The organism is Cobetia sp. PDI-12MA, assembly GCF_059507695.1.
The window spans coordinates 1,422,296-1,445,855 of the sequence record NZ_CM183351.1; the positions used below are offsets into that span (position 1 = coordinate 1,422,296).

Below are 23,560 nucleotides of genomic sequence, written 5' to 3' on the forward strand. Positions count from 1 at the left end.
TTGTCCGTGACAGCGCCTGGCCATCCTTTGTGGCCAGCGACAAGGAGGTGACTACATGGCCAGCCCACATCCTCATCTCGCGGGCTTTCTGCGACGATTCGAGCAATTCCCGCCCGGGCTCACGGCGGATGAGAAGACCTTTCATGCCACCTTCAACATGGTCTACGTGCTGGCGGTCAGCTGCCATCTGATCTACGCCATCCTGCTGTTGTGGCTGGGTGAGATGGGCATTCTGGCGCTGAATCTGGCGATGCTGATCGTCGATCTGGTCTGCCTGCAGCTGCACCGTGCTCGCCGTGAAGCCCTGGCGGCCACGTTGATGGCGCTGGGCACCTGTGCGCAGATCAGCTTCTCGCTAAGCTATTTCGGCTCGGAGGCCGGATTCGACTACTTCTACTTCGGTGCCTTGCTGTGCATCTACTCGATCCGCATGTCGTTCATGCGGCGCGTACTTCTGTGTGCCGCCTGCCTGAGCATGCCGCTGCTGGCCTATATCATCCTGATGCTGGAAGGGCCGACCCATCTGCTGCCCGCTGGCTGGATGCTGGCATTTCGCATCATCAATCTGGGTGTATTGACCATCTTCTTCACGCTGGTGCTGGTACAGATGGGCTGGTCGGTGGAGCGCCTGCAGCAGCGTTTCGAGACGGGAGGGCGCTTCGATGCGTTGACCGGTGCCCTGAGTCGCGCGGAGCTGGTCGACAGCGGACGCGGCATGTTGATCAACAACGGGCCGCTGAGCCTGATGATGGTCGATGTCGACCACTTGGCGCTGATCAACGAGACCTGGGGTCGCCAGGCCGGTGATCAGGTGCTCAAGGAGCTGGTGCGGCGCATGCGCAGCATCCTGCGCGGGGAGGATCTGGTCGGGCGCTATGGCGGCGAGGAGTTCGTGCTGTTATGCCCGGGGCTGCATGGCGAGCGCGTCGACCAGGTGGCAGAGCGTCTGTGCAAGGGCGCTTCGGCGTTGCCATTCGTCATCAATGACGGCCTCAACAGTCTGGATGTCAATCTGTCGATCGGTGTCGCCCAGCGTCAGTCCGGCGACAAGGACCTGGAAGGCCTGATCGCCAAGGCTGACGTCAATCTGTTCCGCGCCAAGCAGGATGGCGGCAATGGCTTCGTCAGTGACACCCAGCTGGGGCCCGTGGGCGGGCCGGGCATCGCCGCCATCAATTGAGCGCAATGCACTGTGCGTAGCTCTGTCCATGGAGCACTGCGCGCAGAGCTTCGTGCACAAAGCCTGGTATACAACCCGGCGCGCCCCCGCAGAATGACGTTCATGTCTCCGGGGGCGTGCTTGTGTCAGGGCGTCACCAGGCTTGCCCTGAGATAAGTCAGCGGCGGTTGGACTGGCGCCGGCGACTCTTGCTTGCGGGCTTGGGGGCGTAGTCGCTGTTCGAGGCCGGTACCGCGAGCTTGGGTGCAAAGCCTTCCACGACCTCGCGCGTCACGAAATAGCCCAGGTGCTGCTCGATGGCGCACAGGTTGCGGAAGTCATCACGCGAGACCAGCGAGATGGCTTCACCGCTGGCCCCGGCACGGCCGGTGCGCCCGATGCGGTGGACATAATCCTCGGCGGCGTCCGGCAGGTCGTAGTTGACCACGCGCTGCAGATCATCGATGTCGATGCCCCGCGCGGCAACGCCGGTGGCCACGAGATACTTGATGGTGCCGGCCTTGAAGTCGGCCAGCAGCTGCTCGCGCATGGCCTGGCTGCGACCGCTGTGGAAGGACTCGGCGGCGATGTCACGTTTCTCCAGCTGACTCACCAGCTTGGCGGCGCCGCGCTTGGTCTCGATGAAGATCAGCGCCTGCTGCCACTGCTTCTCGTGAATCAGGTGGCTCAGAAGGGCGGACTTGAACTCCTTGTCGACCGTGATCAGATACTGGCTGATGTCGGGCGCGGTGACGTTCTCCGGTGCGATCATGATCTCGACGGCGTCCGTCACTGCGGTCTTGGCGAGCACACGCACCTGGGCCGAGAGCGTTGCCGAGAACAGCAGGTTCTGGCGCTCCCTTGGCAGCTTCTCGATGATCTTGTTGATGTCGGCGATGAAGCCCATGTCGAGCATGCGGTCCGCTTCGTCGATGACGAGAGTGCGTGTCTCGTCGAGATGGATCGCGCGGCGGGTCAGCATGTCCAGCAGGCGGCCGGGCGTCGCCACCAGGATGTCCACACCTTCGATCAGACGCTGCTGCTGGGGCTCGATCTCCACGCCGCCATACATCGCCATGGAGCTGACTTCCAGATGCCGGGCGTAGTGCTGGATGTTGTCTTCGACCTGAATCGCCAGCTCCCGCGTCGGGGTCAGGATGACGGCATGTACGCGCTTGGCGCGCACCTTGGGCGCCTGTTGCAGGGTCTGCAGGATGGGCAGCACGAAGCTTGCCGTCTTGCCGGTACCCGTTTGGGCGGCGGCGATCAGGTTGTCACCGGCCAGCACGACGGGGATCGCCTTCTCCTGGATGGGAGTCGGGGTCTGGTAGCCTTGCTCGGTGACGGCCTTGACGATGGGATCGCTCAAACCAAGGGCAGAAAATGGCATGGTGTCTCGACTTGTCTAAAGGGGGAGGGGCAAGCGCACATTCTGCGGCAAGGAATGTCTGGCGCAGTGATGCTCACTGTAGCCGAAAGTCCGCTGACGGCCCGGCGCATCATTGGGCATCGCTCAGGCAGGGTAGCGAAGTGGCGGCGATGGGCGCTGCGCGGCAACAATGAAAAAGCCCCGCCTACCTGAAGTAGACGGGGCTTTCGGAATTCAAGGTGGTGGAGGGACAGGGATTCGAACCCTGGGTAGGCTATTAACCTACGCCGGTTTTCAAGACCGGTGCATTCAACCGCTCTGCCATCCCTCCGACTCACGGAGCGAAATACTACCGAATCTGATGAGAATAGCAAGAGGTAGGCGAAGAAAAATATTCGGAAAAGCCATCGCGGACAAACACTTGCAGCAGGATGGCGCTGGGGTGAGGCCGCCGGAAGCCGCCTGCTGGTACCAGGCCATGATTCAGCTCATGACTCGGATCATGAGTCATGACCACGAAAAAGCCCCGCCTACCTAAGGTAGACGGGGCTTTCGGAATCAAGGTGGTGGAGGGACAGGGATTCGAACCCTGGGTAGGCTATTAACCTACGCCGGTTTTCAAGACCGGTGCATTCAACCGCTCTGCCATCCCTCCGACTCACGGGATGAAATACTACGGATTTTTCAGTCAGCGTCAAGGACTTGGCGTAAATTTCCTTGTCGTTCAGATGCTTGAAAGGTCGCACATGCCACAATGGCCGCGGAGACTGACGATGTCGTTGCCTTGCGCGCGCCGGATGGTTGCCTCAATGGGGCTTTTCATCGTTCTGTCTCTTGATTAGGCAAACCCCTGAGGGCATGCTGGGGTCAATTCGATGAATCCATCGTAGCAACCTGAGGATAGACACCATGGCTAACAGCTCCTGGCAGGTCTCGCAGGATACCGCGAGCCGCTCGCTCAGTACTCACAAGGTACTGCGCAACACTTACATGATGCTGGCAATGACGCTGCTGTTCTCCGCGCTGACCGCTGGCGTGGCGATGAGCATGGGCGTCGGCCGCATGAACATCTTCGTGCTGCTGATCGGTGCCTACGGCCTGATGTTCCTGGTCCACAAGACCGCGAACTCCACCGCCGGCATCTTCGCGACCTTCGCCTTCACCGGCTTCATGGGCTTCACGCTCGGTCCGGTACTGAATGCCTACCTGAGCCTGCCCAACGGCGGCCAGCTGGTGATGACCGCGCTCGGCATGACCGGCATCACCTTCGCCGGCCTGTCCGCGGTGGCACTGGTGACGCGCAAGGACTTCTCGTTCCTGGGCAACTTCCTGTTCGCCGGCGCCATCGTGCTGATTCTGGCGATGCTGGCAGCGATGATCTTCAACATCAGCGGCCTGGCACTGGCTGTCTCCGCCGGCTTCGTGCTGTTCGCCTCCGCGGCGATCCTGTTCGAGACCAGCCAGATCATCCACGGCGGGCAGACCAACTACCTGCTGGCGACGGTGAGCCTGTACGTCTCCATCTACAACATGTTCGTCAGCCTGCTGGCCCTGCTGGGCTTCGCTTCCGACGATTGATCGTCAAGCGAAGGAACATGAGACCTGCAAACGACCCCGCCTCGGCGGGGTCGTTTGCGTTCGGGTGTCAGGTGGCGTGACTCGCGCTAGAATGGCGGCCATTCATGAGCAGTCACACGAGGTTCGCATGCGTTATGCTCTGGCCGTCTACGGCGGCCCCTACAGCCAGCAGGCCAGCCATTCGGCGCTGCGCTTTGCCGATGCCCTGCTAGCGCGCGGCCATCAGCTGACCACGGTGTTCTTCTATCACGATGGCGTCTACAACGCCGCCAACATGATGGCGCCGCCTCAGGACGAGCCGCATCTGCGTGATCGCTGGCTGTCGCTTGCCGAGAACCACGCTACCCGCCTGCAGGTGTGTGTCGCTGCGGGCCTGAGGCGCGGCATGCTCGATGAGCGCGAAGCGGCGCGGCATGGCAAGCAGGGGCACACCCTCGAGGCGCCGTTCGAGCTGACGGGGCTGGGCCAGCTGGTCGAGGCGACGTTGGACAATGAACACTTGATCACCTTTGCATGACGTCATTTCTTGTCATCACTGATGATGACGCCACTTATCAAGTGAGGAGCAGACCATGAGCGATGTGATGACGGCACCCTTGGCAGGTGAAGACGCCGGGATGGCCGCCGGTGATCTGCTGGTCATGCTGCGCCATGGCCCGCATGGCAGCAGCTGGCTGCGCGAAGGGCTGGAGGCGGCGATGGTCGCGGCGGCCTTCGGACGCGAGGTCGGGCTGCTGTTCACCGGTGATGGTGTGATGGCGCTGCTGGAAGGGCAGCAGGTCGGGCCGCTGGGGCAGAAGGGCAGTGACAACCTGCTGGCGGCGCTTGAGATGTATGACGTCGAGCGCTGCTATGTCGATGCGGCGGCGCTGCGCGCACGGGGCCTGACAGCGCAGGATGTCACGCTGTTGCCGGTCACGCTGCTCGAGCACGACGAGGTGGTCGCGCTGACAGTCGCGTTCTCGCGCGTGCTGAGCTTCTGACACGTCACTGCCGCCAACGCTGGCGACTGATATGCTCGCATCAGTTTCCTGATGCCATGTCGTTGATATCTCTTGATTGATGGCCAGCGTCAGCCCCAGCTTTCCTTGCCTGGATAATTGCATGAATCTACATCTACTCAATCGTTCGCCATTCTCCAGCCGCATCCATGATGATGTGCTCAATGCCATGGGCCCGGAAGACCAGCTGCTGCTGATCGAGGATGGCGTCAATGGCGCCCTCGACAACGCCGAGCAGCACCTTGCCGGGCTTGAGGGGCGGCTGTTCGCGTTGCGCGAAGACCTTGAGTCCCGCGGCCTGCTGGGACGCTGCGCGGAGAACGTCATCGTGGTCGACGTCGACGGTTTCGTCGCCCTGACCGAGGCCGCCGACAAGACCGTCAGCTGGTTCTGAGGCGTCAGGCGCTTCTCCCTTTCAATTTTCATGCAAGACAGTGAATCAGGATCTGTATGGCCAGTAGTGAAACGGTGCGCACACTGACGCTTGATGGACGTGATATCAGACTGGATGCGGAAGGCTATCTGGTCGATCTGGATGACTGGAGCCCGGCGCTGGCGGAAATGCTGGCCGCCGAGGAGGGGCGTGAACTGACGCCGGAGCACTGGGAGGTGATCGAGGTATTGCGTGACTTCTATCAGCGCTTCTCGCTCTCGCCGGCCATGCGCCCGCTGAGCAAGGCGATGACCCAGCGGTTTGGCTCCGACAAGGGCCGCTCGCTGCATCTGATGCGCCTGTTCCCGGACAGCCCGCCCAAGGTGGGCGCGCGCATCGCCGGGCTGCCCAAGCCGACCAACTGTCTGTGACGGTCAGCAGCATGCCTGAGTCGCCTTGCCCGTCGTGGTGCGCTGCGCTCAACGCGCAAGACCCGGCAGGGATGGCGACGTACGGCGTTGTCTGCGTTACTATTCGTCACAGCGTTGCAGTGTCGGCCAGGAGGCCGACACTGCTTCAGGTCCCGCGACATGGTCGCAAGGGCATTTGAATTCAGGCGGACAAGAGTCGACTTGCATGGGAAGAGCATTCCAGAACCGTAAAGAATCAATGGCGCGTACCTCTCTCAACAAGGCACGCGTGTATTCACGTTACGGGCGCGAGATTTACGTCTCGGCCAAGAACGGTGGCCTCGACCCCAACGGCAACCTGAGCCTGCGTCGTCTCATCGAGAAGGCCAAGAAGGACCAGGTGCCGACTCACGTCATCGACAAGGCGATCGACAAGGCCAAGGGCACCGGCGGAGAAGACTTCGCTCTGGCGCGCTATGAAGGCTTTGGTCCGGGCAATGTCATGGTCATCGTTGATTGTCTGACCGACAACAACAACCGCACCTTCGGCGAAGTCCGCACCTGCTTCAACAAGGGCAAGGGCAAGCTGGGCGCGCAGGGTTCGGTGTCGCACATGTTCGACCACCGCGCCATCCTGGCCTTCAAGGGTGCGGAAGAGGATGAGGAAAAGGTCCTGGAAGCGCTGATGGAAGCCGACGTCGATGTCAGTGATATCGAGCTCGACGACGGCATCATCACGGTTCTCGCGCCGACGACCGAGTACTTCAAGGCCAAGGGGGCACTGACCGATATCTACGGTGAAGATCTCGACTTCGAAGTCGATGAGATCAGCTTCATTCCGCAGATCCATACCGAAGTCGGCGGCGATGACGCCGAGCTGCTCAACAAGATGCTCGAGCTGCTGGATGATTGTGAAGACGTGCAGCAGGTCTATCACAATGGCGAGTTCGTCTGAGGCAGCATCTTGAACGTGATGCGACTGGCGGCTTCACGCTGACAGAAATGTGAATGTCAGTGTGGGAGGTCAGTCAGAGAAAAGCCCCGTCGGCATGCCGACGGGGCTTTTTCATGTCTCGACACTCAATACTCAACGCTCGGCGTGTCTCAGCAGTGCACGCGCTTCAGCAATGTGCATGGTGCTGCGCTTGCGGGGCCGTCTCGCGTGGGTCCGCCATGCCACCCTTGACGCCATGCTTCACCAGCCAGACGTTGACGGGCCAGGCGGCGAGCAGACCCAGGCTCAAGGAAATGATCAGCGAGTTCCAGAACAGCGGCTGATGCATGCCGGCGCCGCCCGCAAGCCAGAGGTCCACGGAAATCGCCACCACTTCCATCACCACGATGGAGGCCGTCTCGCTCTTGAAGGCATCACGAATCACCTGCGGCTTGTCGTCACTGCCACCCTGCAGCATCGGGCCGACCGTCAGCAGAAAACCGAACAGGTAAGCGAAGAGGAAGGTGATGATGGCGGTGGAGATATTGCCCATGGCCAACAGGCCCACCGCCAGGCTGACGCCGACGAATTCCCCCAGTCCGCAGCCCGAGTAGCAGTGCGCGACGCTTCTCAGCCCCTTGCGGGCATCACCGTTGGCGGCGATCTGGCGGCGCCCGGCGAAACGATAGACCAGCAGGCCAACGACACCGGAGTAGAGCGTGGTCAGTCCCCACACCCACTTCATCATCGGGGCCAGGTGGGCATTCTTCGTGGTCAGATCGCGCACGACCCAGATCAGCGCCGGTACCATCAGCAACAGCCAGCACAGCAGCAGGCTCCAGTGGGAAAGTGACTCACGTAACAGGTCTTGCATGATGACCTCCGTCGAGTGGATGTTGCAGGTGGCAGCCCGCTGATGGCGCGGCCCTCCTTGATAGCTGGTGGGGGCAGCGCGCCATATCAAGGGTGGCTTGTCATCGCCTGCTCGCAACCGCCAGTTGCTTTCGCCTGACAGGGGGACAGGGGGCAGAAGAACAGGCGAGGGTGTGCTCTCACGCCTTGTTAACCTTGCCGCAAGCCTCCATGGTGAAGGATGTCGGGTATTGTCCTTGCAACGTCGCCACTTTTTCCTGGAGCCATCATGTCGAGACACGCTGCTACATCCCTCGCACGCGCCGCACGTCAATTCGCCGGTATCGGTTTGATTGCCTCGCTTGCCGCGCCAGCCGTGGCCCAGGCGGCAGACGATGAAGTCTTCGGTTGGGTGGAAAAGGCGACCATCGAGCCGTGGGGCGTGATGGTGAAGGCCAAGCTGGATAGCGGCGCGCTGACCTCCTCGATGCATGCCGAGAATATCGAGACCTTCGAGCGTGATGACGAGGAATGGGTGCGTTTCGATGTCGAGGTCGAGGATGAGACCAAGGGTGAAAAGGTCGAGAATACCTTCGAACGCCCCCTGTATCGTGACCTGACGGTGTCCGGTGCAGGCGGACGTGATACGCGCCCGGTGGTGCTGATGACGCTGTGCATGGGCGGCGAGCGCTACGAGGAGCAGTTCAGTCTGCGCGATCGTGACGGCATGAATTATCCCGTGCTGCTGGGGCGTCGCACCATTCAGAGCCTGGGTGTGCTCGATGTGCGCAAGACCTTCCAGACCAGCCCGGACTGTGCCGAAGACGCGCCGCTGCATCGCTATGAAGACAAGGAATATTCCGACCGCATCGGCGCGGCGTCCTGATCTCATGTCGCGCTGAACGCTCATTGAGGAACGCGTACCGCGCATTTTCATCACAAGAGGGGGGCCAGCATGCCGGATGCCGCCAGCCAGCGACCTCAGCGTGACGGTTTGCCACTCATCAAGATCTACTACGACGCGCGCTGCCCGGTGTGTCGTCGTGAACGCGCCCGCTACGAGCGGCTGTCGCGCCAAGACGCCAACGTGGAGTGGTGGGATGCGACGGATAACGCCGAGCATCTCGCCGCTCGCGGCATCGGCCTTGAGCAGGCATTGCTGTCGTTGCATGTCGAGACAGCGCAAGGGCAGATCCGTGAGGGCATGCCGGCGTACCGCCTGCTGCTAGCGCGTATCCCCGGCCTTGCCTGGCTGGGGTGGCTGATCACGCGGCCGCTGATCGAGCCGGCGCTGACGCGAGTCTACGACGCCTGGGTGCGGCGTCGACTGTGTCGGGATGGCAGGTTGTGAGTGCCGACGAGCCTGATGCAGTGAGCTGGCTCCCCCATGGGAAGCCCTGCTGGTTTATCATGCTCTTTTGATATGCAAATGCTAATAGTTTTCGTTAGTATGTGAGGCACTGTCTGTTTCTTCACGTCTGCGAGCTTCCCGATGATCGACGCGCTTTCCCCGCTCTTTGCCGGTCCGATGGTTGCCTATCGCGACCTGATCACTACCTACACTCAGGTGCAGGAAGGCGATGAGGCGTCGCTCCAGCGTGTCGTGCCGGCGCGCGATGTGCTCAGCCCCGGTTGGCTGGCGGCGTGCATCGCCGCGCATGGCATGCAATACGAGACCAGCTCGGCAGACGCCGCTTCTCACCACAGCGGCCCCGATGAGCAGGCGCTGCTTTCCCAGTGGTCCAAGTACCTGTTGTCCTCGATGGTATCGCTGCCGCTGGCGGCCAATCTGCTGCTGGACCATCAACTGCCGCTGGAGCTTCGGCACCTTTCGCTGCGCCTTGGCGAGCATGGCGTAGTCACTCAGCTGATACTTGATGATGCGGCGGGGCAGGGCGCAAGCCTCCCGGCGGAGATCGAGTCGGCCGATGAGGCGACGCGTCTCCAGGCTCGCTTCCAGGGCTACCTGGCACATCTTGAGGCCGTCATCGAGCGCCTCGTGCCGCACACTGCGCTGGGGCCCAAGGTCTTCTGGAGCAACGCGGCGCATTACTTCGTCTATATCGTCGGCATGCTGGAAGAGCAGGGCTGGGTCGCGCAGGCGGCGCCGGCACGTCAGCTGATGGCGACCAGAATTCTGGCCGACGGGCGGCGCAATCCGCTCTATCAGCCGGTCAGCGACGTGATGGACCGCCATGGCGAACGGCATACGCCGCGCAAGGTGTGCTGCGTGCGTTATCGCATCGAGTGTCTGGGCTATTGCAGCAATTGCCCGCTGAGCATCGAGCGTGCACCGGCCCGCCGCGCCCAGACGCGTCGGGTCGATCAGCGTGCCAACTCGCGCGCGGCGCTGATCGGTAGCGACCTGTCCTGATAGATAGCGTCCTGAGTGGCAGCTGAGGGGCAGCGTCCTGTGTTGTTCGGTGCCCTCTGGTAAGATGGCGCCCCCTGTCATTGTTCGGTATGTCGTCATGTCCTCGTCTTCGCGCCGCCCACGCGGTGCCTCCTTCGCCAAGTCCGGCGCATCCTCCCGACACGACTCGGCTGACAGACGTCAGCAGGGCACCGCGGCTGGCCGTCGAGATCCTGCGGCCCGCGAGAAGTCCAGCGCGGCCAAGGCGCCTTCCAACAAGTCGCCTTCCATCAAGGTGATCCCGGCTCGCAAGGGTCAGCTGCATCCCCGCAACCCGCATCGTGGGCGCTATGACATGGCTGCGCTGGTCAAGGCGAGCCCGGCACTGGCGGCCTTCGTGATCAAGACACCCGCTGGCAGCGAGTCCATTGACTTCGCTGATCCCGTGGCGGTCAAGGCGCTCAATCGGGCACTGTTGAGTCGCCATTACGGCATCGCCCACTGGGACATTCCTGCCGGCTATCTTTGTCCGCCCATCCCCGGGCGCGCCGATTATCTGCATTACCTGGCGGACCTGATCAGTGAAGCGAATGGCGGTCAGCTGCCGGCGGGTGAGCACGTGCGCGCGCTGGATATCGGCACTGGCGCCAACCTCATCTACCCCCTGCTGGGCAATCGCAGCTTTGGCTGGCAGATGGTCGGCAGTGATATCAGCGTGCAGGCGATCGACTCGGCTCGCGCGATCGTGAGCGCCAATCTGCGCCTCAAGGGCCAGATCGAGGTGCGTCTGCAGACTGATCGCACGCGCCACTTCGCTGGTATCTGGGGCGCGGATGAGCGCTTCGATCTGGTGCTGTGCAACCCGCCGTTCCATGCCAGCGAAGCCGATATGGCGCGGGAATCGCAGCGCAAATGGCGCGGGCTCGACAAGTCGCGCCAGCAGCGCGGCAATGGCCCACGCAAGAGTGGGTCACGTAACGCGCCTGCGCTGAATTTCGCGGGTCAGGCGGCCGAGCTATGGTGTCCGGGCGGGGAAGAAGTCTTCGTCACCCGCATGATCCAGGAGAGCCGCAACGTCGCCTCGCAGTGCCTGTGGTTCACCTCGCTGGTCGCGCATTCGGCGAGCCTGACCGGTATCAGGAAAGCCCTCAAGCGCAGTGGCGCCAGCGAGGTCCGAGTGATCGAGATGTCCCAGGGGCAGAAGGTCAGCCGCTTCGTGGCCTGGTCGTATCTCACGCCCGACCAGCGTCGGCAGTGGGGGCGGGATCACTGGCAAGGGAAGTGAAGCGTCTGTCATAGCCGTATCAAGAGAGTCTTCGACTCAATGATGTCTTTGCATTGAAGCCCCCGTCGCCCAGCGCGACGGGGGCTTCTTGCATTGGCGGTTGTCATCCGCGCTTCACTTAAGCCTGCCTTAATAGTTTGCGGGCAAACTTTCTGCCAGAAACGCGCAGCCTGCCGGTTCCGATCGCTCCAGGATCTGTCATCTATCCGGCTTGCTCGACGCCCAGTCATTGCTCAGGAGTTATTCCATGAAGTCCGCGATCACCATGACATCGCCTGGTCCAGACCACCCCTTGGCGCAGGGCGAGGAGCCCTTGTGCGGAGGAGTTTCGGTGTTGATACCGGCTCGTGATGAGCGTGACAACTTGCCGAGCCTTATTGCCGAGGTGCATGAGGCGCTTGCGGGGCAGCGCTACGAGATCATCGTGGTGGATGATGGTTCCAGTGATGGCAGTTGGAGTTGGCTCAAGCAGGCTGCGCAGGAAGATTCACGATTGCGTCCCTATCACCATGGCACCAGTTTCGGACAGAGTACTTCGCTGTGGCAGGCTGCCCGGCTGGCGCGCGGTCGATGGTTGGCGACCCTGGATGGCGATGGCCAGAATGATCCAGCGGACTTGCCGGACATGTTGTCACTGGCAACGCTCGAAAAGCTCGACCTGGTAGCTGGTCATCGCACGCAACGCCGCGATGATGCCGTCAAGCGTGTGTCATCACGCTTGGCCAATGCCATCCGACAAGCGCTGCTGCACGATGACACGCCAGATACCGGCTGCGGAATCAAGGTCATGCGTCGTGATGTCTTCCTTCGGCTGCCGTATTTCGACCACATGCACCGTTTTCTTCCGGCGCTGGTTCGCGCCCAGGGTGGCAAGGTGCAGTCATTGGCAGTCCGGCACCGCGAACGAGTGGCAGGAGTATCCAAATACGGCTTCTTCGATCGGCTCTGGGTCGGTATTGCCGATATTGTCGGAGTGATGTGGCTTGTGCGTCGCTCGCGTCTACCGTCACCGCTCGAGAATATCTTTGGCCATGCTGCCAGTGAGGCCATCGACCATGGTTCGCTGCCGTTGGTGGGGACGCACGTGTCGACGCCCTCTGCATCCGCGCCAACAAGCCTGTTTGACTCCCCCTCTAGATATCAGGCTGACGGTCACGATGCAGCAGCAGGTGACAGCAACCCGGACCAGGCCGACGTGGCGCGGGGTGCCTGCTGATGGATGTCAGTCCGTGGTGGGTCGCTGTCGGTTTTGGAGGCCAGGCGCTGTTCTCGGCGCGTTTCATCATTCAGTGGCTGGCCAGTGAGAAGGCACGTCGTTCCATCGTTCCTCGTGCCTTCTGGTGGTTCTCGCTTGCCGGTGGCATGACGCTGCTTGCGTATGCCATCCATCGCGAGGACCCGGTATTCATTGCCGGTCAGGGGGCAGGGCTTTTCATCTATCTGCGTAATCTGAGCTTGATCAAGCGGGATCGCCGGTCACTCACGTCGCCTAGCAGCGAAGCGTCGTCCCAGGCACCGCAGGAGTCCACTGTCGTCGAACACGCTTGTGGCAAGACGGAAGAATGCGCATTGGGCACTGACGACTCCCTGAAGGCCAGGCTCGCGTCGCTGGAGATAGAAAACGCCCGACTCAAGACTGAAGTGGCACACCTCCATGCCAATTCCGTTCGGCACCAAGGGACAGGCGCATGAAGGCAATGACGCCAGCTGGCGGTGTGTACCGAAGACTTTCCCGCCATCCCTGGTGGGTCCTGGGGGCGTTGTATCTATCTGTCTCTGCCATCGGGCTTGGCATGCGTATGCCGTGGCCTGCCGATGAGCCACGCTTCGCGCTCAATGGTCTCGAGATGTGGATCACGGGGGACTGGTGGTTGCCACACCGCGCGGGAGAGCTTTATCCCGACAAGCCGCCGATCTTCATGTGGCTCAGTTCCTTGTCCACTGGCTTGGTGGGGGATATCCGCATCGGCTTTGCCCTGCCATCGCTGGTGGCCGGGGCCGCGACTCTGGGGCTGAGCGTGGACCTGATTCGCCGCCTGCATGGCCGGCACACAGCCTTCATTGCCGGGCTGTGGTTGCTCGCGTCAGTGCAGTTCATCTTGCAGGCTCGTACGGCTCAGATCGACATGCTGGTTACTGCTTTCATCCTGCTGGGTAGCTGGGGATTGTTGCGGCATGCATTGCTCAATGATGGCGTGCGCTATTTCTATCTCGGCTGCTTTGCGATGGGGCTTGGCATCCTCACCAAGGGGGTCGGGTTCCTGCCGTTGCTGATGTTGCCTTTCTGGCTGATGGCTGCGCGTCACGCATCGACTTGGCGCAGCAGTGGTCGTCGCGCAGGGCAGCTGACATCACGCGAGCTGTTGATCGGACTCTGCTGGATGCTGGCGGCTCCGCTGCTCTGGGTAGGGCCGATGCTGGTGATGTCCTTCGTGTCCGGCGATTCGGAGCTTGCCGCCTATCGCGACAACATCCTGCTCAAGCAGACCGCTGAGCGATATACCGACAGCTGGCATCATCTGAAGCCTTGGCATTACTTCCTGACCAGTGTGATTCCCTGGGCATGGATGCCGCTGCTGCTGACGCTACCCTCGTGGCCGAAGGCACTCGCTCGCAGCTTCTCGCGCCGCGATCTACGAGTCTGGCTGCCCCTGGTGGGTGCGGCATTGATGGTGGTCTTCTTCTCATTGTCTCCAGGCAAGCGGGGAGTCTATATCCTGCCGGCGCTGCCGCTGTTGGTGATCGGCCTGGCACCCATGTTGCCGGGGTTCTCACGTAAGCCTCATGTCTCCTGGCTGGGGTTTGCACTTTGCGCCGGACTGGCAGGCATCTTCCTGATCGCGGCACTGCTCGGTGTCTTCGGGTACCCGGCATTGGTGACGCTTGCCGAAAAGGAGGGGGTTGTGCCGTGGGGGTGGTGGGGGCTGCTGGGTGGCAGTGGTATCGCGCTCTGTGCCTGGCTGAAACCACGGAACGGCTTGTTGGCCTTGGGGATTTGGCTCGTGGTGTTCTGGATTCTGTGGGGCACCTGGGGGGCACGATTGATGGACCCGGTTCGCAATCCTGCCCTACTGATGGCGCAGGTTGCCGAGAAGAGCGATTACCAGGCATTGGCTATTCCCGACTTTCGTGAGCAATACATCCTGCAGGCGCGCCAGCCATTGTGGCACTTCGGTTACAAGACGCCGGAGGAAGACCAATTCTCGCGTCTCTATGCATGGCTGAAGGAGGCCCCGCAGAACCGCTGGGTCTTGTTGACACCCCGCAAGCTCAAGCGGCATGCCTGTCTGGATGGTGCACAGGCCATCACATTGAATGAGCCGGATGAGCAATGGGTACTGCTACCTGGTAGCGCGGCCGTGAAATGTCAGGGCAATCCCGATGCTGCGCCGATGTATCTGGCGCCGACCTCGGTCTCGAATGAAGCGGCACAGCTGATCGGACTTCCCCAGCGACATACTCTGATGCCGGAGGTTCAGCCGTGAAGTGTCAGAAGCAACTTTCATGTGCGATATCCCTGGTGGGTAGGGGGTCCCATTCGTTGATCAACCTGAATGCCAGCGAGCGAATATGTTGGACGCTATGGGGAGTGTTGCTGATGTCAGCAGCGCTGGCACGACCCTATCTGTCCATCGATGAAACTCGCTATGTCTCGGTGGCATGGGAGATGTGGCATGCCGGCAGCGGGTTCGTCTCGACCATGAACGGGGCGGCCTACGCTGACAAGCCGGTACTGTTGTTCTGGTTGGTTCACGCCGGATGGGTGGTCTTCGGAGTCAATGATGTCTGGCCAAGATTGGTGATGCCGCTGGTCAGTCTGCTGGGTATCTGGCAGATAGGGCGTGTCGCCCGCACCCTGAGGCCGGCCACTGGCCTGGCCGATGCCGAACGGCAGAGACATGAGCTTTGGGTACGCATGGTGCGTTTGATGCTCGCCGGTTGTCTGATGTGGGTGCTCTATAGCCAGGCCTTGATGTTCGATGTGCTGTTGACGACGTGTCTACTGGGCGCGTTGCGGCCCTGGTGTACACCACAGGGAGGGCAGCCGTTCAGTCTGAGCGTCGTGCTCGAGAGTGGTGTGTGGCTGGGGTTGGCCTTGCTGGCCAAAGGGCCGGTCGCACTCTTGTGGTTTCTGTTGGTGGTCGGCTCGCGCCCCTGGTGGACGCAAGCACAAGCCCGCGAGGTGTGGGGCTGTGAGTGGCGCGGTTGGGTGTTGAGCCTGCTGCTGGGCATCGCGGTGTTGTGCATCTGGTTGCTTCCCGCCGTCATCACTGGTCCTCCCGACTATGTCGAGGATCTGCTTTGGGGCCAGACGGCAAGCCGCGTCATCTCCGCGCAGGATCATGCTCGACCGCCATGGTGGTATCTACCGTGGCTGGCGGTGTTGATCTTCCCGCTCAGCTTGCGCCCGCGATTGCTGATCGAGGGGTTTCTGGCCTCGGTTGCTCGGCGGCCAACGTCAGAGCAACCCTTGCTGAAGCTGGGACGCTTCTGGGCACTGGGCGGACTGCTGGTCTTTTCACTTATCTCCGGCAAGCAAGTGCATTATCTGATGCCGCTACTGGTACCGGTGAGTCTGCTGCTGGCCTGGGCTGCTCTGCGCCAGCCTCCGGCTCGCACATCGCTGAAACTGCTGGCGATGATCAGCGGTGGCCTGGGACTGACAAGCCTGGCGTTGGCGGTCATCGTCATGCCCGCAGGCTGGCTGGCTGATGCCTCATTTCTGCCGACCCATGCAGCGCTGGTGGCTTCGGGCAACGCAAGCCTTGCGTGTCTCATGGCGGGAGCTAGCTTGCTGGCCTTGATGGTATGGCTATGGCCTTCCGTGGATGAGGCGAGACGCTCCATCACGGCTCAAACACCTGCCGCTGAGTCACTGGGCAATAGCGCGCTGAATGCTCAGCGGCGACTGGCGCTGGGCAGCGTGTTGCTGGTGACCTGCTTGCTGGCCCTGACATTACGTCCGTTATGGCCACGTCTGGATCAGACTGCCCTGGCTCAATGGGTTCAGCACCATCAACAGGAGGGCCAGGAGGTGGCCGTCGTTGGCTGGGACTATCAGGCAACCTGGCAGTTTCTGGGGCGACTGACCCAACCGCTGAAGCAATTGAAGCGCGATTCGAGTCAGCTGAATTCCTGGCAGGCAGCGCATCCCGATGGCTGGTTGATAATCGAGGCTGACAAATGTCTGCGTCTACCCGACACGCCAGGCCCTCTGGCCGGCATGCGTGATTGGTGTCAGGCGGCAGTAGACGATGGAGACAATGCCACGCCGGTCTTTCGTCAGGGACGCCACCGATTATTGACGGTACCCGCAGCGGCATTGGGCGGCCCCTCATCAGCACCAACGGCGTTGGTCATGACCGTTCAGGAGAAACGATGAGCATGAAGATACTGGTAACTGGGGCTGCAGGTTTCATTGGTGCTGCTCTGTGTGAGCGACTCTTGAAGGAAGGCCTGCAGGTCGTCGGTCTCGACAATCTCAACCCCTACTATCCGTTGGCGCTGAAGCAGCACCGCCTGACACGTCTCGAAGCACTTGCCGGGCAGTGCGTTGCTGCCCCCGGGAATGCACGCCGGTTGGGCAGCTTTCGCTTCGTCAAGCTGGATCTTGTCGAACGTGAGACGCTTCGCACATTGATGCAGGAGGAGGAGTTTGATGTCGTCGTCAATCTGGCGGCCCAGGCTGGGGTGCGCCACTCCATCGCTCAGCCTTTTGATTATGTCGACAGCAACCTGGTCGGCTTCGTCAATCTTCTTGAGGCTTGTCGTGACACGGCCCCGAGCCATTTGCTCTATGCTTCCAGCAGTTCCGTTTACGGGGATGATACCCGTCAGCCTCTGCAGGAATCCCAGGCGGGTGTACGCCCGCTCTCGCTGTACGCTGCTACGAAGCGCTCAAATGAATTGATGGCTTACAGCTACGCGCATCTCTATGGTTTACCGGTGACAGGGCTACGCTTCTTTACCGTGTATGGTGCCCGCGGGCGCCCGGACATGGCGCCACTTCGTTTCGCACGCAAGCTGCTGGCCGACGAGGTGATCGATGTCTACAACCATGGACAGATGGCACGTGATTTCACCCATGTCAGTGATATCGTGGAGGGCATCTACCGACTTATGCACCTGCCGCCGACGCAGGAAGTGAATGCCGCTCCCTCGCGTGTCCTGAACCTCGGGCGTGGTGAGCCCATCGCTTTGGGGAACTTCATCAATGGCCTCGAGGCAGCGCTGGGTGTCCCGGCTCGCAAGCGTCTGCTGCCGATGCAGCCAGGGGATGTCGAGCGTACCTGGGCAGATACCTCGACACTCGAGACGCTGACCGGCTTTCGCCCCAGTGTCAGTCTTGCCACAGGGCTTGAGGAGTTGGCTGAGTGGGCGCAACAGTATCCGTCATTGCTGAGAGAAACCGATGATGAGCAATCGCCCCGGGTGAGATGTCCTGATGAAGCAGGCGTCGCTGCAGGTGGACATTCTGGACGCATGACAAAGGCCGGCATGTCCGCCATGACGGCCTTGGCCTTCAGTAGTGGAACTCTCTTGAAGGCCTGAGTGGGATTCAGCGGCTGTATATCTGAGGTCAGGTCGAGAAGCGTCCACCCCTACAACGCAAGGAGCCCCGCCAGTGAACTGGCGGGGCTCCTTGTATCTTGCCTGTCAGCCGCTATCAGCAGCGACCCTCGCAATTGGCAGGCTTGTCGTTGGCGATGCGCCAGTCTTCCTCGTTGGCCAGCGTGGCCAGCGGCGACAGCATCGAGAAGTCGAACTCGGTGAGGCAGGTACCGCGTTGTACGCGCTTGGGCCAGTCATGATTGGCCAGCGCCGAGCGACCGATGGCGACCAGGTCCGCGTGCTGCAGGGCGGCCTGGGCCTTCGCGACGCTGGCGACATTGCCATTGGTGATCAGCGTGATGTCTGACTCCAGTGCCTTGCGTGATTGGTCGGCAAGCGCCGTCAGGCTGAGGCTGCGCTCACGCTCGTCGTCTGCCTCGGGGAAGGCGGGGGCATCGACATCACTGCCGGTCAGGTGCAGGAAATCCAGCCCAGCTTCCATTAGCTTGGCGAGGCGCTCGCGGGCCTCGTCAGGGCCGCCCTGCCAGGTGAGCTCAGGCTCGGTCACGGTGCCCTGGGAGAGGCGCATGCCGATGACGAAGTCGGCGCCGACCGCCTCACGCACGCTGCGGATGACCGCCAGTGGGAAGGCCAGACGTGCGATGGCGTCGCCGCCCCAGGCATCGTCACGCTGATTGAAGCGCTCACTGATGAACTGGTGGATCAGGTAGCCGTTGGCACCATGCAGCTCGATACCATCGAAGCCGGCTTCCTTGGCGCGACGGGCGCTGGTGGCAAAGCCGGCGATCGCGTCATGGATTTCCGCTTCGCTGATCTCGCGGGCCAGCGGGAAGGGGCCGGAGCCACCGTAGAAGCTGAGCATCTCGCCACTGGCGCGGCTCTCGGAGGGGGCGACGACCTCGTCCTTGAAGCGGTTGTGCTGGGTCTGGGCGCCGGCATGCATCAGCTGGGCGATGAGGCGCCCACCTTGTTGATGCACGGCGTCGACCACCGGGCGCCAGCTGTCCTGCTGCGCCTGGTTGGCCAGCCCCGGCTGGTTGGCGTAGCCCTGGCTGAAGGCTTCATCGGTGTAGATGCCTTCGGTGATCAGCAGCGAGAAGTTGCCCCGCGCAAAATCGCGATAGTAATCGACCATGTCAAAGTGCACCTGGCCGTCATCCTGCGCGCTGGTGCGCGTCATCGGGGCGAGCACCAGGCGATTGTCGAGCTCCAGCCCGGCGAAGGCATGGGGGGTGAACAGTGCGGTGGTGTCTGTCATCTAGTACGTCTCCCGCGGAAAGCATTCCGCTGTCGTATCCGGTCGTAGGCCCTGAGCAACTGCGTGCACGAAGAGGTGAAGATCGACGCAGTGCGGTGGCCTGAATGAATGATCGACGGATCATCTGTATGCCCTATATCGTGCCTGCCGCACCTGGGGGTCACAAGCCGGAACGCTGGAAGGAGAGTGTTGTCGTTTTGACAACCTGTGCATGTAATTGACTGAATTTGCGAGTTTTTTTCTCAAACAATTCAGGGTTGCTGCATGAAGTGGCAACGCAGTGCTGCTTTCCATGCACATAAGCATATGCGCGCAACGACGCAGGCCCCGCTACCGTGGGTTGCGGGGCCTGCGTCTTGAGCGCCAATCGTGCCTATGGCGAGTGCTCCGTGCTGATGATCACTTGCCGTCGCACTGGGCGTTCTGCTTGCTGCTACCGGAGGGCGGGCAGCCGAACCAGTTCTCGGTCGGCTTGGCCTGGCCCGTGTTGGCGTGGCGGCCGCCCTGGCTGCCGATCTTGCCGCCATCGAGGCTTTTCTGTACCTGGTGCGTGGCGTTGTCCTTGGCTTGCTGCCGTGCCTCGGGCTGTTCGTTCTGTTGATAGTGCGCGCCGTTGTCAGCTGCGCCGTCTGCGGTGCGCTTCGAGTGGCTGGGCGTTGGCTGGCCCTGCGAGGAATGCTGGGAAGAGGCCGCGCCGCTGGTCCCTGTCTCGGTGTTCATCTCGTCGAAGGCCTGAGCCGGGGAGAGGCCCAGCAGGCCCAGCATCACTGCGGCGGCGCCGATGCCACGGCGCAGGCGGGTGCTCGCGGTAGGTCGCTTGCCTAAGAGCAGATCAGTGCGCAGGCGATGGAGAGAGGCATTGTCGTCAGTGATGGCTGTCGAGGTTCTGTAGAACATGATGAGGGGACTCCTTGCGGGTCTGGCTGCCGGTGTCGGCAGCCGCGCGGGTGAGGGATTCACCGGCGACGCATGAGGTGTCGGCAATGCTGCGCTCTCTTGCGAGTGCGCGCTGCCAGACATGAGAGGATGATGTGAGTGACTGTAACTCGGCGTTGCGCGCCGGGTAATCGATGGAACAGTTATCGGGGCATACCAAGGGAATTCAACTCTTGTTCAATAATTGGCCGTGGCGACGGGCGCACTCGTCGGGGTGGGTGGCATGTCTTGCTCACTCGAGTGAGGCGCAGCCGGCACGCGATCGATCAGACACTTGTGATGGCAAAAGGGCAGACGCCCCTTGAAGTCATGGCGTGCCATGACAATGTGGGAGGGACAGGGCAACGGCCCTGAGTGTTCACCCAGTCAAGGAGACAGGCATGACGATCAAGAAAACCGGTTCCGCGCATTGGGAAGGTAGCGTCAAGCAGGGTAAAGGCACTGTCAGCAGTGAAAGTGGTGCGCTCAAGGATCAGCCTTACGGCTTCAATACGCGCTTTGAAGATGGCGCTGGCACCAACCCCGAAGAGCTGATCGGGGCGGCCCACGCCAGCTGCTTCTCGATGGCACTCTCGATGATGCTGGGCGAGGCGGGGCATGAGCCCAAGGCCATCGATACCACCGCCACCGTCCATCTGGACAAGGAAGACAGCGGCTTCAGCGTGACGAAGATAGCCCTGGTGACCAAGGCCGATGTGCCGGGCATCAGCGAGGCAGATTTCCAGTCCACCGCCGAGAAGGCCAAGGGCGGCTGCCCGATCTCCAAGTTGTTCACCGCCGAGATCTCGCTGGAAGCCTCGCTGGTCAACTGAGGCGTCGCCTGCAGGCGAGCCGTTGCAGATGAACAGCCCTCAGGCGCTGATCACGACGACAATGACTCGCGTGACCGCAGGCATCATCTCTGCGATGCGAGCATGAAAAACCGCCCCTCGGGGCGGTTTTTTCGTTGTGCGCGCGGTGAGCTTTCCCAGCGCGTGTACTAGCGCTTGTCTGAGCCGCTTTCAGAACCGTTTGCTGACTCGCTTTCTGCCCCCTTGCCTGACCTCCTGTCTGGGCTCATTTCCATTGCCTCATCCTCGCTGATCTCGCCGGCATGCTGCATGGCATTGCGGCGCGACTGCAGCCGCGTCAGTGGCTTGCGATCCGGCGTGCAATACCAGCGAATGTTCTCGCGTGAGCATTGCTCCAGCTCGGCGATCACCTGGGCGCCGAGCAGCAGGATCACGGCGCCGATCTCCAGCCCCAGCAGCAGCACGATCAGCGTCGCCAGCGAGCCGTAGACGGCACCGACGAAGGACAGGTGGGTGAAGTACCAGCTCAAGGCGAGGCGTGTCAGCTCCCACAGGGTGGCCGCGACCAGACCCCCGACCAGCGCGCGGCGGGTCGAGACGCGGGTCTGGGGCAGTATCTTGTAGATGGCGCTGAACAGCCCGAACATGCCAACGATGCTGATCAGATAGATCACCTCGCTGCCGGCATCGCCCAGGGTCAGCTCGATGCCGGTCAGCAGCGTCAGGGCATCATTCATCGCCGAGGCCAGCGCCACCAGCAGGGTCAGCGCCAGCAGGCCCGCGCCCAGCACCATCACGAAGGCGTAGGGCAGCAGGGCGGAAATCCACGCGCTGCGCTTACGAATCACTGGATGCTGATGGAAGATCAGCGCAATGGCGTCTTCCAGCATGCGAAAGGCCAGCCCGGCGAAGAACAGCAAGCCGCCCATGCCGATCCAGCTGATCACCTCGCGATTGGCCAGCAGCTTGCGCACCGCGTCCAGCAGGATATCTTCCTGGCCCGGCCCCAGATGCTGGACCTGAATGGCGATGATGCTCATCAGGCGAGTTTCATCCACCAGGTGCGTCAGCAGCACGCAGAGCAAGGCGAACAGCGGCACGCTGGACAGCAGGATGTTGTAACCGACGCCCCCGGCCAGCAGCACGCCACGGTTGGCGATGAACTGTCCGATGACGCGCAGGGCGAAGGCCAGCAGGCGCGGCAGAAAGCGCAACAGGCGGCTGCTCACGGAGTCTGCAGCAGGGTCTGGCATGGCTGGGCATCCTCGCGTTGGTTCGTGATGTCGGTTCAAGGGGGATATCAGCCGCGCTGCCGAGCGCGATGCTGGAAGAACGTCGAGGCGGTATAGAGCGCCAGACCGCTCCAGATCAGCACGAAAGTGATCAGCATCGTCGGATGCAGGGTTTCCTTGAAGATCAGCAGCGCGATCAGAAACTGCATGGTCGGGTTGATGTACATCAGAAAGCCCACCGTGGCGAGTCGCAGGCGACGCGCCGCACCGGCAAAGGCGAGCAGCGGCAGCGCGGTGAGCACGCCGCTGGACATCATCAGCACGCTGGCGGGTAGTTCAAGCGGGCCGACATCGCTGGCCGTGAAGTGCGATTCGCCCGAGAACCACTGGCCGCCGATCAGCAGTAGCGCGAGTGGCGCGAGCATCATCGTCTCGACCAGCAGGCCCGACAGGCCATCCAGCGCGATGCGCTTTCTGAGCAGCCCGTAGGTGCCGAAGGTCACAGCCAGCGAGAGCGTGATCCACGGCAGTTCCGTCAGGCCGACCAGCTGCAGGCTCAGGCCGAGGATGGCCAGCCCCAGCGCGAACAGCTGCACGCGCGACAGGCGTTCCTTCAGGAACAGCATGCCCAGCCCGACATTGACCAGCGGCGTCATGAAGTAACCCAAGCTTGCCTGCAGTACCTCATGCACCTCTACCGCGTGGATGTAGATGCCCCAGTTGAGCGCGATCAGGATCGAGCAGGCCAGCACAGGCACAAGCTTGCGGGGTTCGGCGAAGGCAGCGCGCACCGGTGACCAGCGCCGGATGACGCTGATCAGCAGCACCATGAACACGCAGCTCCACAGGATGCGGTGCAGCAGCACTTCCCAGGCGGGAATGCCCTCGAACAGCGCGAAGTAGAGCGGAAAACAGCCCCACATCACATAGGCGCCCAGTCCGAAGCCGACGCCCTTGGCGCTCTCGCGGCGTGCCTTGGCCAGACTCTCGACAGAGGGGCTTGTCTGCTCCCGCCTCATGCGGAGTCGCTCGAACCATCCTGCGCCAGCGGTTTGCCTGCGATCTGCGCCAGCGGTTTACCTGCGATGTAGTAGCCCGACGGTTCAAGCGCGATGAAGAAGCTTTCGGCCTCTGGGTAGCCGGCCTCGTTCATGGCCTGCGCGATGGACTGGGCGCACAGATCGCGCACCTGTTTGCCACGTTCGAACCACAGCACCTCGACGAAGGGGAAGGCATCGACGAGCTGACCATCGAACACATACTGGGTGGTGATGCACTCCAGCGTGAATTCGTCGCGCGCGGTGGCGGTCGCTTCGCTCAGCTGATCGATCAGTGCGCGCGAGACAGGGGCAAGACGGGCAGGCGTGACACCGTGGAAGCGAAGCTGAGGCATGAAGCTCTCCTGTGAGTCGGGATGGGGAGGGGGCGAGCAAGCTCGCGGTGAACTGACGCCGCC

At 61.9% G+C, this 23,560-nt stretch carries 24 protein-coding genes and 2 tRNA genes; 17 read left to right on the forward strand and 9 right to left on the reverse strand.

Annotated features, from left to right (window positions below):
- The first annotated feature begins 55 nt into the window (after positions 1 to 55).
- Positions 56 to 1,180 carry a GGDEF domain-containing protein gene (locus AC5WNI_RS06085; protein WP_176676710.1) on the forward strand — a complete coding sequence of 375 codons (1,125 nt, stop codon included), beginning with the start codon at positions 56 to 58 and terminating at the stop codon, positions 1,178 to 1,180.
- A gap of 157 nt (positions 1,181 to 1,337) precedes the next feature.
- On the opposite strand, the gene AC5WNI_RS06090 is transcribed toward AC5WNI_RS06085, so the two are convergent.
- From AC5WNI_RS06090 to AC5WNI_RS06100, 3 genes are all read right to left on the reverse strand, one after another.
- Positions 1,338 to 2,549: a DEAD/DEAH box helicase gene (locus AC5WNI_RS06090; protein WP_176676711.1), complete on the reverse strand. Its 1,212-nt coding sequence runs from the start codon at positions 2,547 to 2,549 to the stop codon at positions 1,338 to 1,340.
- A 219-nt stretch (positions 2,550 to 2,768) separates the two neighbouring features.
- Positions 2,769 to 2,859: transfer RNA gene (locus AC5WNI_RS06095), tRNA-Ser, on the reverse strand.
- Positions 2,860 to 3,092: 233 nt separating this feature from the next.
- Positions 3,093 to 3,183: transfer RNA gene (locus AC5WNI_RS06100), tRNA-Ser, on the reverse strand.
- A gap of 254 nt (positions 3,184 to 3,437) precedes the next feature.
- On the opposite strand from AC5WNI_RS06100, the gene AC5WNI_RS06105 reads away from it, so the two are divergent.
- The 6 genes from AC5WNI_RS06105 (at position 3,438) to AC5WNI_RS06130 (ending at position 6,845) form a co-directional block, all read left to right on the forward strand.
- On the forward strand, positions 3,438 to 4,106 hold the full coding sequence (locus AC5WNI_RS06105; RefSeq protein ID WP_054557334.1) for a Bax inhibitor-1/YccA family protein: 669 nt from the start codon (positions 3,438 to 3,440) through the stop codon (positions 4,104 to 4,106).
- A gap of 127 nt (positions 4,107 to 4,233) precedes the next feature.
- Positions 4,234 to 4,623 carry a sulfurtransferase complex subunit TusD gene (gene tusD / locus AC5WNI_RS06110; protein WP_176676712.1) on the forward strand — a complete coding sequence of 130 codons (390 nt, stop codon included), beginning with the start codon at positions 4,234 to 4,236 and terminating at the stop codon, positions 4,621 to 4,623.
- Positions 4,624 to 4,678: 55 nt separating this feature from the next.
- On the forward strand, positions 4,679 to 5,089 hold the full coding sequence (gene tusC, locus AC5WNI_RS06115; RefSeq protein WP_253062103.1) for a sulfurtransferase complex subunit TusC: 411 nt from the start codon (positions 4,679 to 4,681) through the stop codon (positions 5,087 to 5,089).
- A gap of 121 nt (positions 5,090 to 5,210) precedes the next feature.
- A complete protein-coding gene (tusB, locus tag AC5WNI_RS06120) occupies positions 5,211 to 5,501 on the forward strand; it encodes a sulfurtransferase complex subunit TusB (protein WP_043335056.1) in 291 nt (96 codons plus the stop codon).
- 56 nt (positions 5,502 to 5,557) lie between these two features.
- Entirely contained in the window at positions 5,558 to 5,911 is a 354-nt protein-coding gene (locus tag AC5WNI_RS06125) for a TusE/DsrC/DsvC family sulfur relay protein (protein WP_176676713.1), read from the forward strand.
- A gap of 205 nt (positions 5,912 to 6,116) precedes the next feature.
- The gene (locus AC5WNI_RS06130; RefSeq protein WP_176676714.1) at positions 6,117 to 6,845 is read left to right on the forward strand and encodes a YebC/PmpR family DNA-binding transcriptional regulator; all 729 of its coding nucleotides are present in this window, start codon (positions 6,117 to 6,119) and stop codon (positions 6,843 to 6,845) included.
- A 166-nt stretch (positions 6,846 to 7,011) separates the two neighbouring features.
- On the opposite strand, the gene AC5WNI_RS06135 is transcribed toward AC5WNI_RS06130, so the two are convergent.
- Complete coding sequence (locus AC5WNI_RS06135) at positions 7,012 to 7,698, reverse strand: DUF4396 domain-containing protein (RefSeq protein WP_176676715.1); 687 nt, start codon at positions 7,696 to 7,698, stop codon at positions 7,012 to 7,014.
- A 267-nt stretch (positions 7,699 to 7,965) separates the two neighbouring features.
- On the opposite strand from AC5WNI_RS06135, the gene rloA3 reads away from it, so the two are divergent.
- The 9 genes from rloA3 to AC5WNI_RS06180 all read left to right on the forward strand — a co-directional run bounded on the left by rloA3 (position 7,966) and on the right by AC5WNI_RS06180 (position 17,866).
- Positions 7,966 to 8,562: a retropepsin-like aspartic peptidase RloA3 gene (gene rloA3 / locus AC5WNI_RS06140; protein ID WP_176676716.1), complete on the forward strand. Its 597-nt coding sequence runs from the start codon at positions 7,966 to 7,968 to the stop codon at positions 8,560 to 8,562.
- 69 nt (positions 8,563 to 8,631) lie between these two features.
- The gene (locus AC5WNI_RS06145) at positions 8,632 to 9,027 is read left to right on the forward strand and encodes a thiol-disulfide oxidoreductase DCC family protein (protein ID WP_176676717.1); all 396 of its coding nucleotides are present in this window, start codon (positions 8,632 to 8,634) and stop codon (positions 9,025 to 9,027) included.
- Between the two features lie 141 nt (positions 9,028 to 9,168).
- Entirely contained in the window at positions 9,169 to 10,050 is an 882-nt protein-coding gene (fhuF, locus tag AC5WNI_RS06150) for a siderophore-iron reductase FhuF (protein WP_176676718.1), read from the forward strand.
- Between the two features lie 97 nt (positions 10,051 to 10,147).
- Positions 10,148 to 11,314 (forward strand): 23S rRNA (adenine(1618)-N(6))-methyltransferase RlmF, encoded by a 1,167-nt coding sequence (gene rlmF / locus AC5WNI_RS06155; RefSeq protein WP_176676719.1) that lies wholly within the window; start codon positions 10,148 to 10,150, stop codon positions 11,312 to 11,314.
- Between the two features lie 331 nt (positions 11,315 to 11,645).
- Positions 11,646 to 12,530 (forward strand): glycosyltransferase family 2 protein, encoded by an 885-nt coding sequence (locus AC5WNI_RS06160; RefSeq protein WP_253062101.1) that lies wholly within the window; start codon positions 11,646 to 11,648, stop codon positions 12,528 to 12,530.
- The gene (locus AC5WNI_RS06165; RefSeq protein ID WP_253062099.1) at positions 12,530 to 13,006 is read left to right on the forward strand and encodes a lipid-A-disaccharide synthase N-terminal domain-containing protein; all 477 of its coding nucleotides are present in this window, start codon (positions 12,530 to 12,532) and stop codon (positions 13,004 to 13,006) included. Before AC5WNI_RS06160 ends, AC5WNI_RS06165 begins: the two co-directional genes overlap by 1 nt.
- A gap of 101 nt (positions 13,007 to 13,107) precedes the next feature.
- Positions 13,108 to 14,799, forward strand: a complete 1,692-nt coding sequence (locus AC5WNI_RS06170; RefSeq protein ID WP_253062097.1) for an ArnT family glycosyltransferase — start codon at positions 13,108 to 13,110, stop codon at positions 14,797 to 14,799.
- Positions 14,800 to 14,855: 56 nt separating this feature from the next.
- A complete protein-coding gene (locus tag AC5WNI_RS06175; RefSeq protein WP_495928919.1) occupies positions 14,856 to 16,697 on the forward strand; it encodes an ArnT family glycosyltransferase in 1,842 nt (613 codons plus the stop codon).
- A gap of 2 nt (positions 16,698 to 16,699) precedes the next feature.
- The gene (locus AC5WNI_RS06180; RefSeq protein ID WP_176676721.1) at positions 16,700 to 17,866 is read left to right on the forward strand and encodes an NAD-dependent epimerase/dehydratase family protein; all 1,167 of its coding nucleotides are present in this window, start codon (positions 16,700 to 16,702) and stop codon (positions 17,864 to 17,866) included.
- A gap of 115 nt (positions 17,867 to 17,981) precedes the next feature.
- Here the strand turns inward: AC5WNI_RS06180 and AC5WNI_RS06185 are convergent, their stop codons facing one another.
- Together AC5WNI_RS06185 and AC5WNI_RS06190 are read right to left on the reverse strand one after the other, a co-directional pair.
- On the reverse strand, positions 17,982 to 19,145 hold the full coding sequence (locus tag AC5WNI_RS06185) for an oxidoreductase (RefSeq protein ID WP_176676722.1): 1,164 nt from the start codon (positions 19,143 to 19,145) through the stop codon (positions 17,982 to 17,984).
- A 399-nt stretch (positions 19,146 to 19,544) separates the two neighbouring features.
- Positions 19,545 to 20,042: a hypothetical protein gene (locus AC5WNI_RS06190; protein WP_176676723.1), complete on the reverse strand. Its 498-nt coding sequence runs from the start codon at positions 20,040 to 20,042 to the stop codon at positions 19,545 to 19,547.
- 419 nt (positions 20,043 to 20,461) lie between these two features.
- Between AC5WNI_RS06190 and AC5WNI_RS06195 the strand changes: the two genes are divergently transcribed.
- The gene (locus AC5WNI_RS06195; RefSeq protein WP_176676724.1) at positions 20,462 to 20,893 is read left to right on the forward strand and encodes an OsmC family protein; all 432 of its coding nucleotides are present in this window, start codon (positions 20,462 to 20,464) and stop codon (positions 20,891 to 20,893) included.
- A gap of 167 nt (positions 20,894 to 21,060) precedes the next feature.
- Here AC5WNI_RS06195 and AC5WNI_RS06200 read toward each other — a convergent pair whose 3' ends face one another.
- The 3 genes from AC5WNI_RS06200 to AC5WNI_RS06210 are packed head-to-tail and all read right to left on the reverse strand — an operon-like array spanning position 21,061 to position 23,497.
- The gene (locus tag AC5WNI_RS06200) at positions 21,061 to 22,125 is read right to left on the reverse strand and encodes a YihY/virulence factor BrkB family protein (RefSeq protein ID WP_176676725.1); all 1,065 of its coding nucleotides are present in this window, start codon (positions 22,123 to 22,125) and stop codon (positions 21,061 to 21,063) included.
- Between the two features lie 47 nt (positions 22,126 to 22,172).
- Positions 22,173 to 23,123, reverse strand: coding sequence for an EamA family transporter RarD (rarD, locus tag AC5WNI_RS06205; protein WP_176676726.1), 951 nt, complete (start codon positions 23,121 to 23,123; stop codon positions 22,173 to 22,175).
- Positions 23,120 to 23,497 (reverse strand): DUF1904 family protein, encoded by a 378-nt coding sequence (locus AC5WNI_RS06210; protein ID WP_176676727.1) that lies wholly within the window; start codon positions 23,495 to 23,497, stop codon positions 23,120 to 23,122. Before AC5WNI_RS06210 ends, rarD begins: the two co-directional genes overlap by 4 nt.
- Positions 23,498 to 23,560 lie beyond the last annotated feature (63 nt).

Excerpts from the sequence above, each read along its gene's own strand:
- rloA3 (WP_176676716.1), top strand. The coding sequence starts at position 7,966 with ATGTCGAGACACGCTGCTACATCCCTCGCACGCGCCGCACGTCAATTC.
- AC5WNI_RS06195 (WP_176676724.1), top strand. The coding sequence starts at position 20,462 with ATGACGATCAAGAAAACCGGTTCCGCGCATTGGGAAGGTAGCGTCAAG.
- AC5WNI_RS06185 (WP_176676722.1), bottom strand. The coding sequence starts at position 19,145 with ATGACAGACACCACCGCACTGTTCACCCCCCATGCCTTCGCCGGGCTG.
- tusB (WP_043335056.1), top strand. The coding sequence starts at position 5,211 with ATGAATCTACATCTACTCAATCGTTCGCCATTCTCCAGCCGCATCCAT.
- AC5WNI_RS06180 (WP_176676721.1), top strand. The coding sequence starts at position 16,700 with ATGAAGATACTGGTAACTGGGGCTGCAGGTTTCATTGGTGCTGCTCTG.
- AC5WNI_RS06165 (WP_253062099.1), top strand. The coding sequence starts at position 12,530 with ATGGATGTCAGTCCGTGGTGGGTCGCTGTCGGTTTTGGAGGCCAGGCG.
- AC5WNI_RS06085 (WP_176676710.1), top strand. The coding sequence starts at position 56 with ATGGCCAGCCCACATCCTCATCTCGCGGGCTTTCTGCGACGATTCGAG.
- AC5WNI_RS06210 (WP_176676727.1), bottom strand. The coding sequence starts at position 23,497 with ATGCCTCAGCTTCGCTTCCACGGTGTCACGCCTGCCCGTCTTGCCCCT.
- AC5WNI_RS06130 (WP_176676714.1), top strand. The coding sequence starts at position 6,117 with ATGGGAAGAGCATTCCAGAACCGTAAAGAATCAATGGCGCGTACCTCT.
- tusD (WP_176676712.1), top strand. The coding sequence starts at position 4,234 with ATGCGTTATGCTCTGGCCGTCTACGGCGGCCCCTACAGCCAGCAGGCC.
- fhuF (WP_176676718.1), top strand. The coding sequence starts at position 9,169 with ATGATCGACGCGCTTTCCCCGCTCTTTGCCGGTCCGATGGTTGCCTAT.
- AC5WNI_RS06090 (WP_176676711.1), bottom strand. The coding sequence starts at position 2,549 with ATGCCATTTTCTGCCCTTGGTTTGAGCGATCCCATCGTCAAGGCCGTC.
- tusC (WP_253062103.1), top strand. The coding sequence starts at position 4,679 with ATGAGCGATGTGATGACGGCACCCTTGGCAGGTGAAGACGCCGGGATG.
- rarD (WP_176676726.1), bottom strand. The coding sequence starts at position 23,123 with ATGAGGCGGGAGCAGACAAGCCCCTCTGTCGAGAGTCTGGCCAAGGCA.
- AC5WNI_RS06105 (WP_054557334.1), top strand. The coding sequence starts at position 3,438 with ATGGCTAACAGCTCCTGGCAGGTCTCGCAGGATACCGCGAGCCGCTCG.
- AC5WNI_RS06125 (WP_176676713.1), top strand. The coding sequence starts at position 5,558 with ATGGCCAGTAGTGAAACGGTGCGCACACTGACGCTTGATGGACGTGAT.
- AC5WNI_RS06200 (WP_176676725.1), bottom strand. The coding sequence starts at position 22,125 with ATGCCAGACCCTGCTGCAGACTCCGTGAGCAGCCGCCTGTTGCGCTTT.
- AC5WNI_RS06190 (WP_176676723.1), bottom strand. The coding sequence starts at position 20,042 with ATGTTCTACAGAACCTCGACAGCCATCACTGACGACAATGCCTCTCTC.
- AC5WNI_RS06135 (WP_176676715.1), bottom strand. The coding sequence starts at position 7,698 with ATGCAAGACCTGTTACGTGAGTCACTTTCCCACTGGAGCCTGCTGCTG.
- AC5WNI_RS06170 (WP_253062097.1), top strand. The coding sequence starts at position 13,108 with ATGCGTATGCCGTGGCCTGCCGATGAGCCACGCTTCGCGCTCAATGGT.
- rlmF (WP_176676719.1), top strand. The coding sequence starts at position 10,148 with ATGTCCTCGTCTTCGCGCCGCCCACGCGGTGCCTCCTTCGCCAAGTCC.
- AC5WNI_RS06145 (WP_176676717.1), top strand. The coding sequence starts at position 8,632 with ATGCCGGATGCCGCCAGCCAGCGACCTCAGCGTGACGGTTTGCCACTC.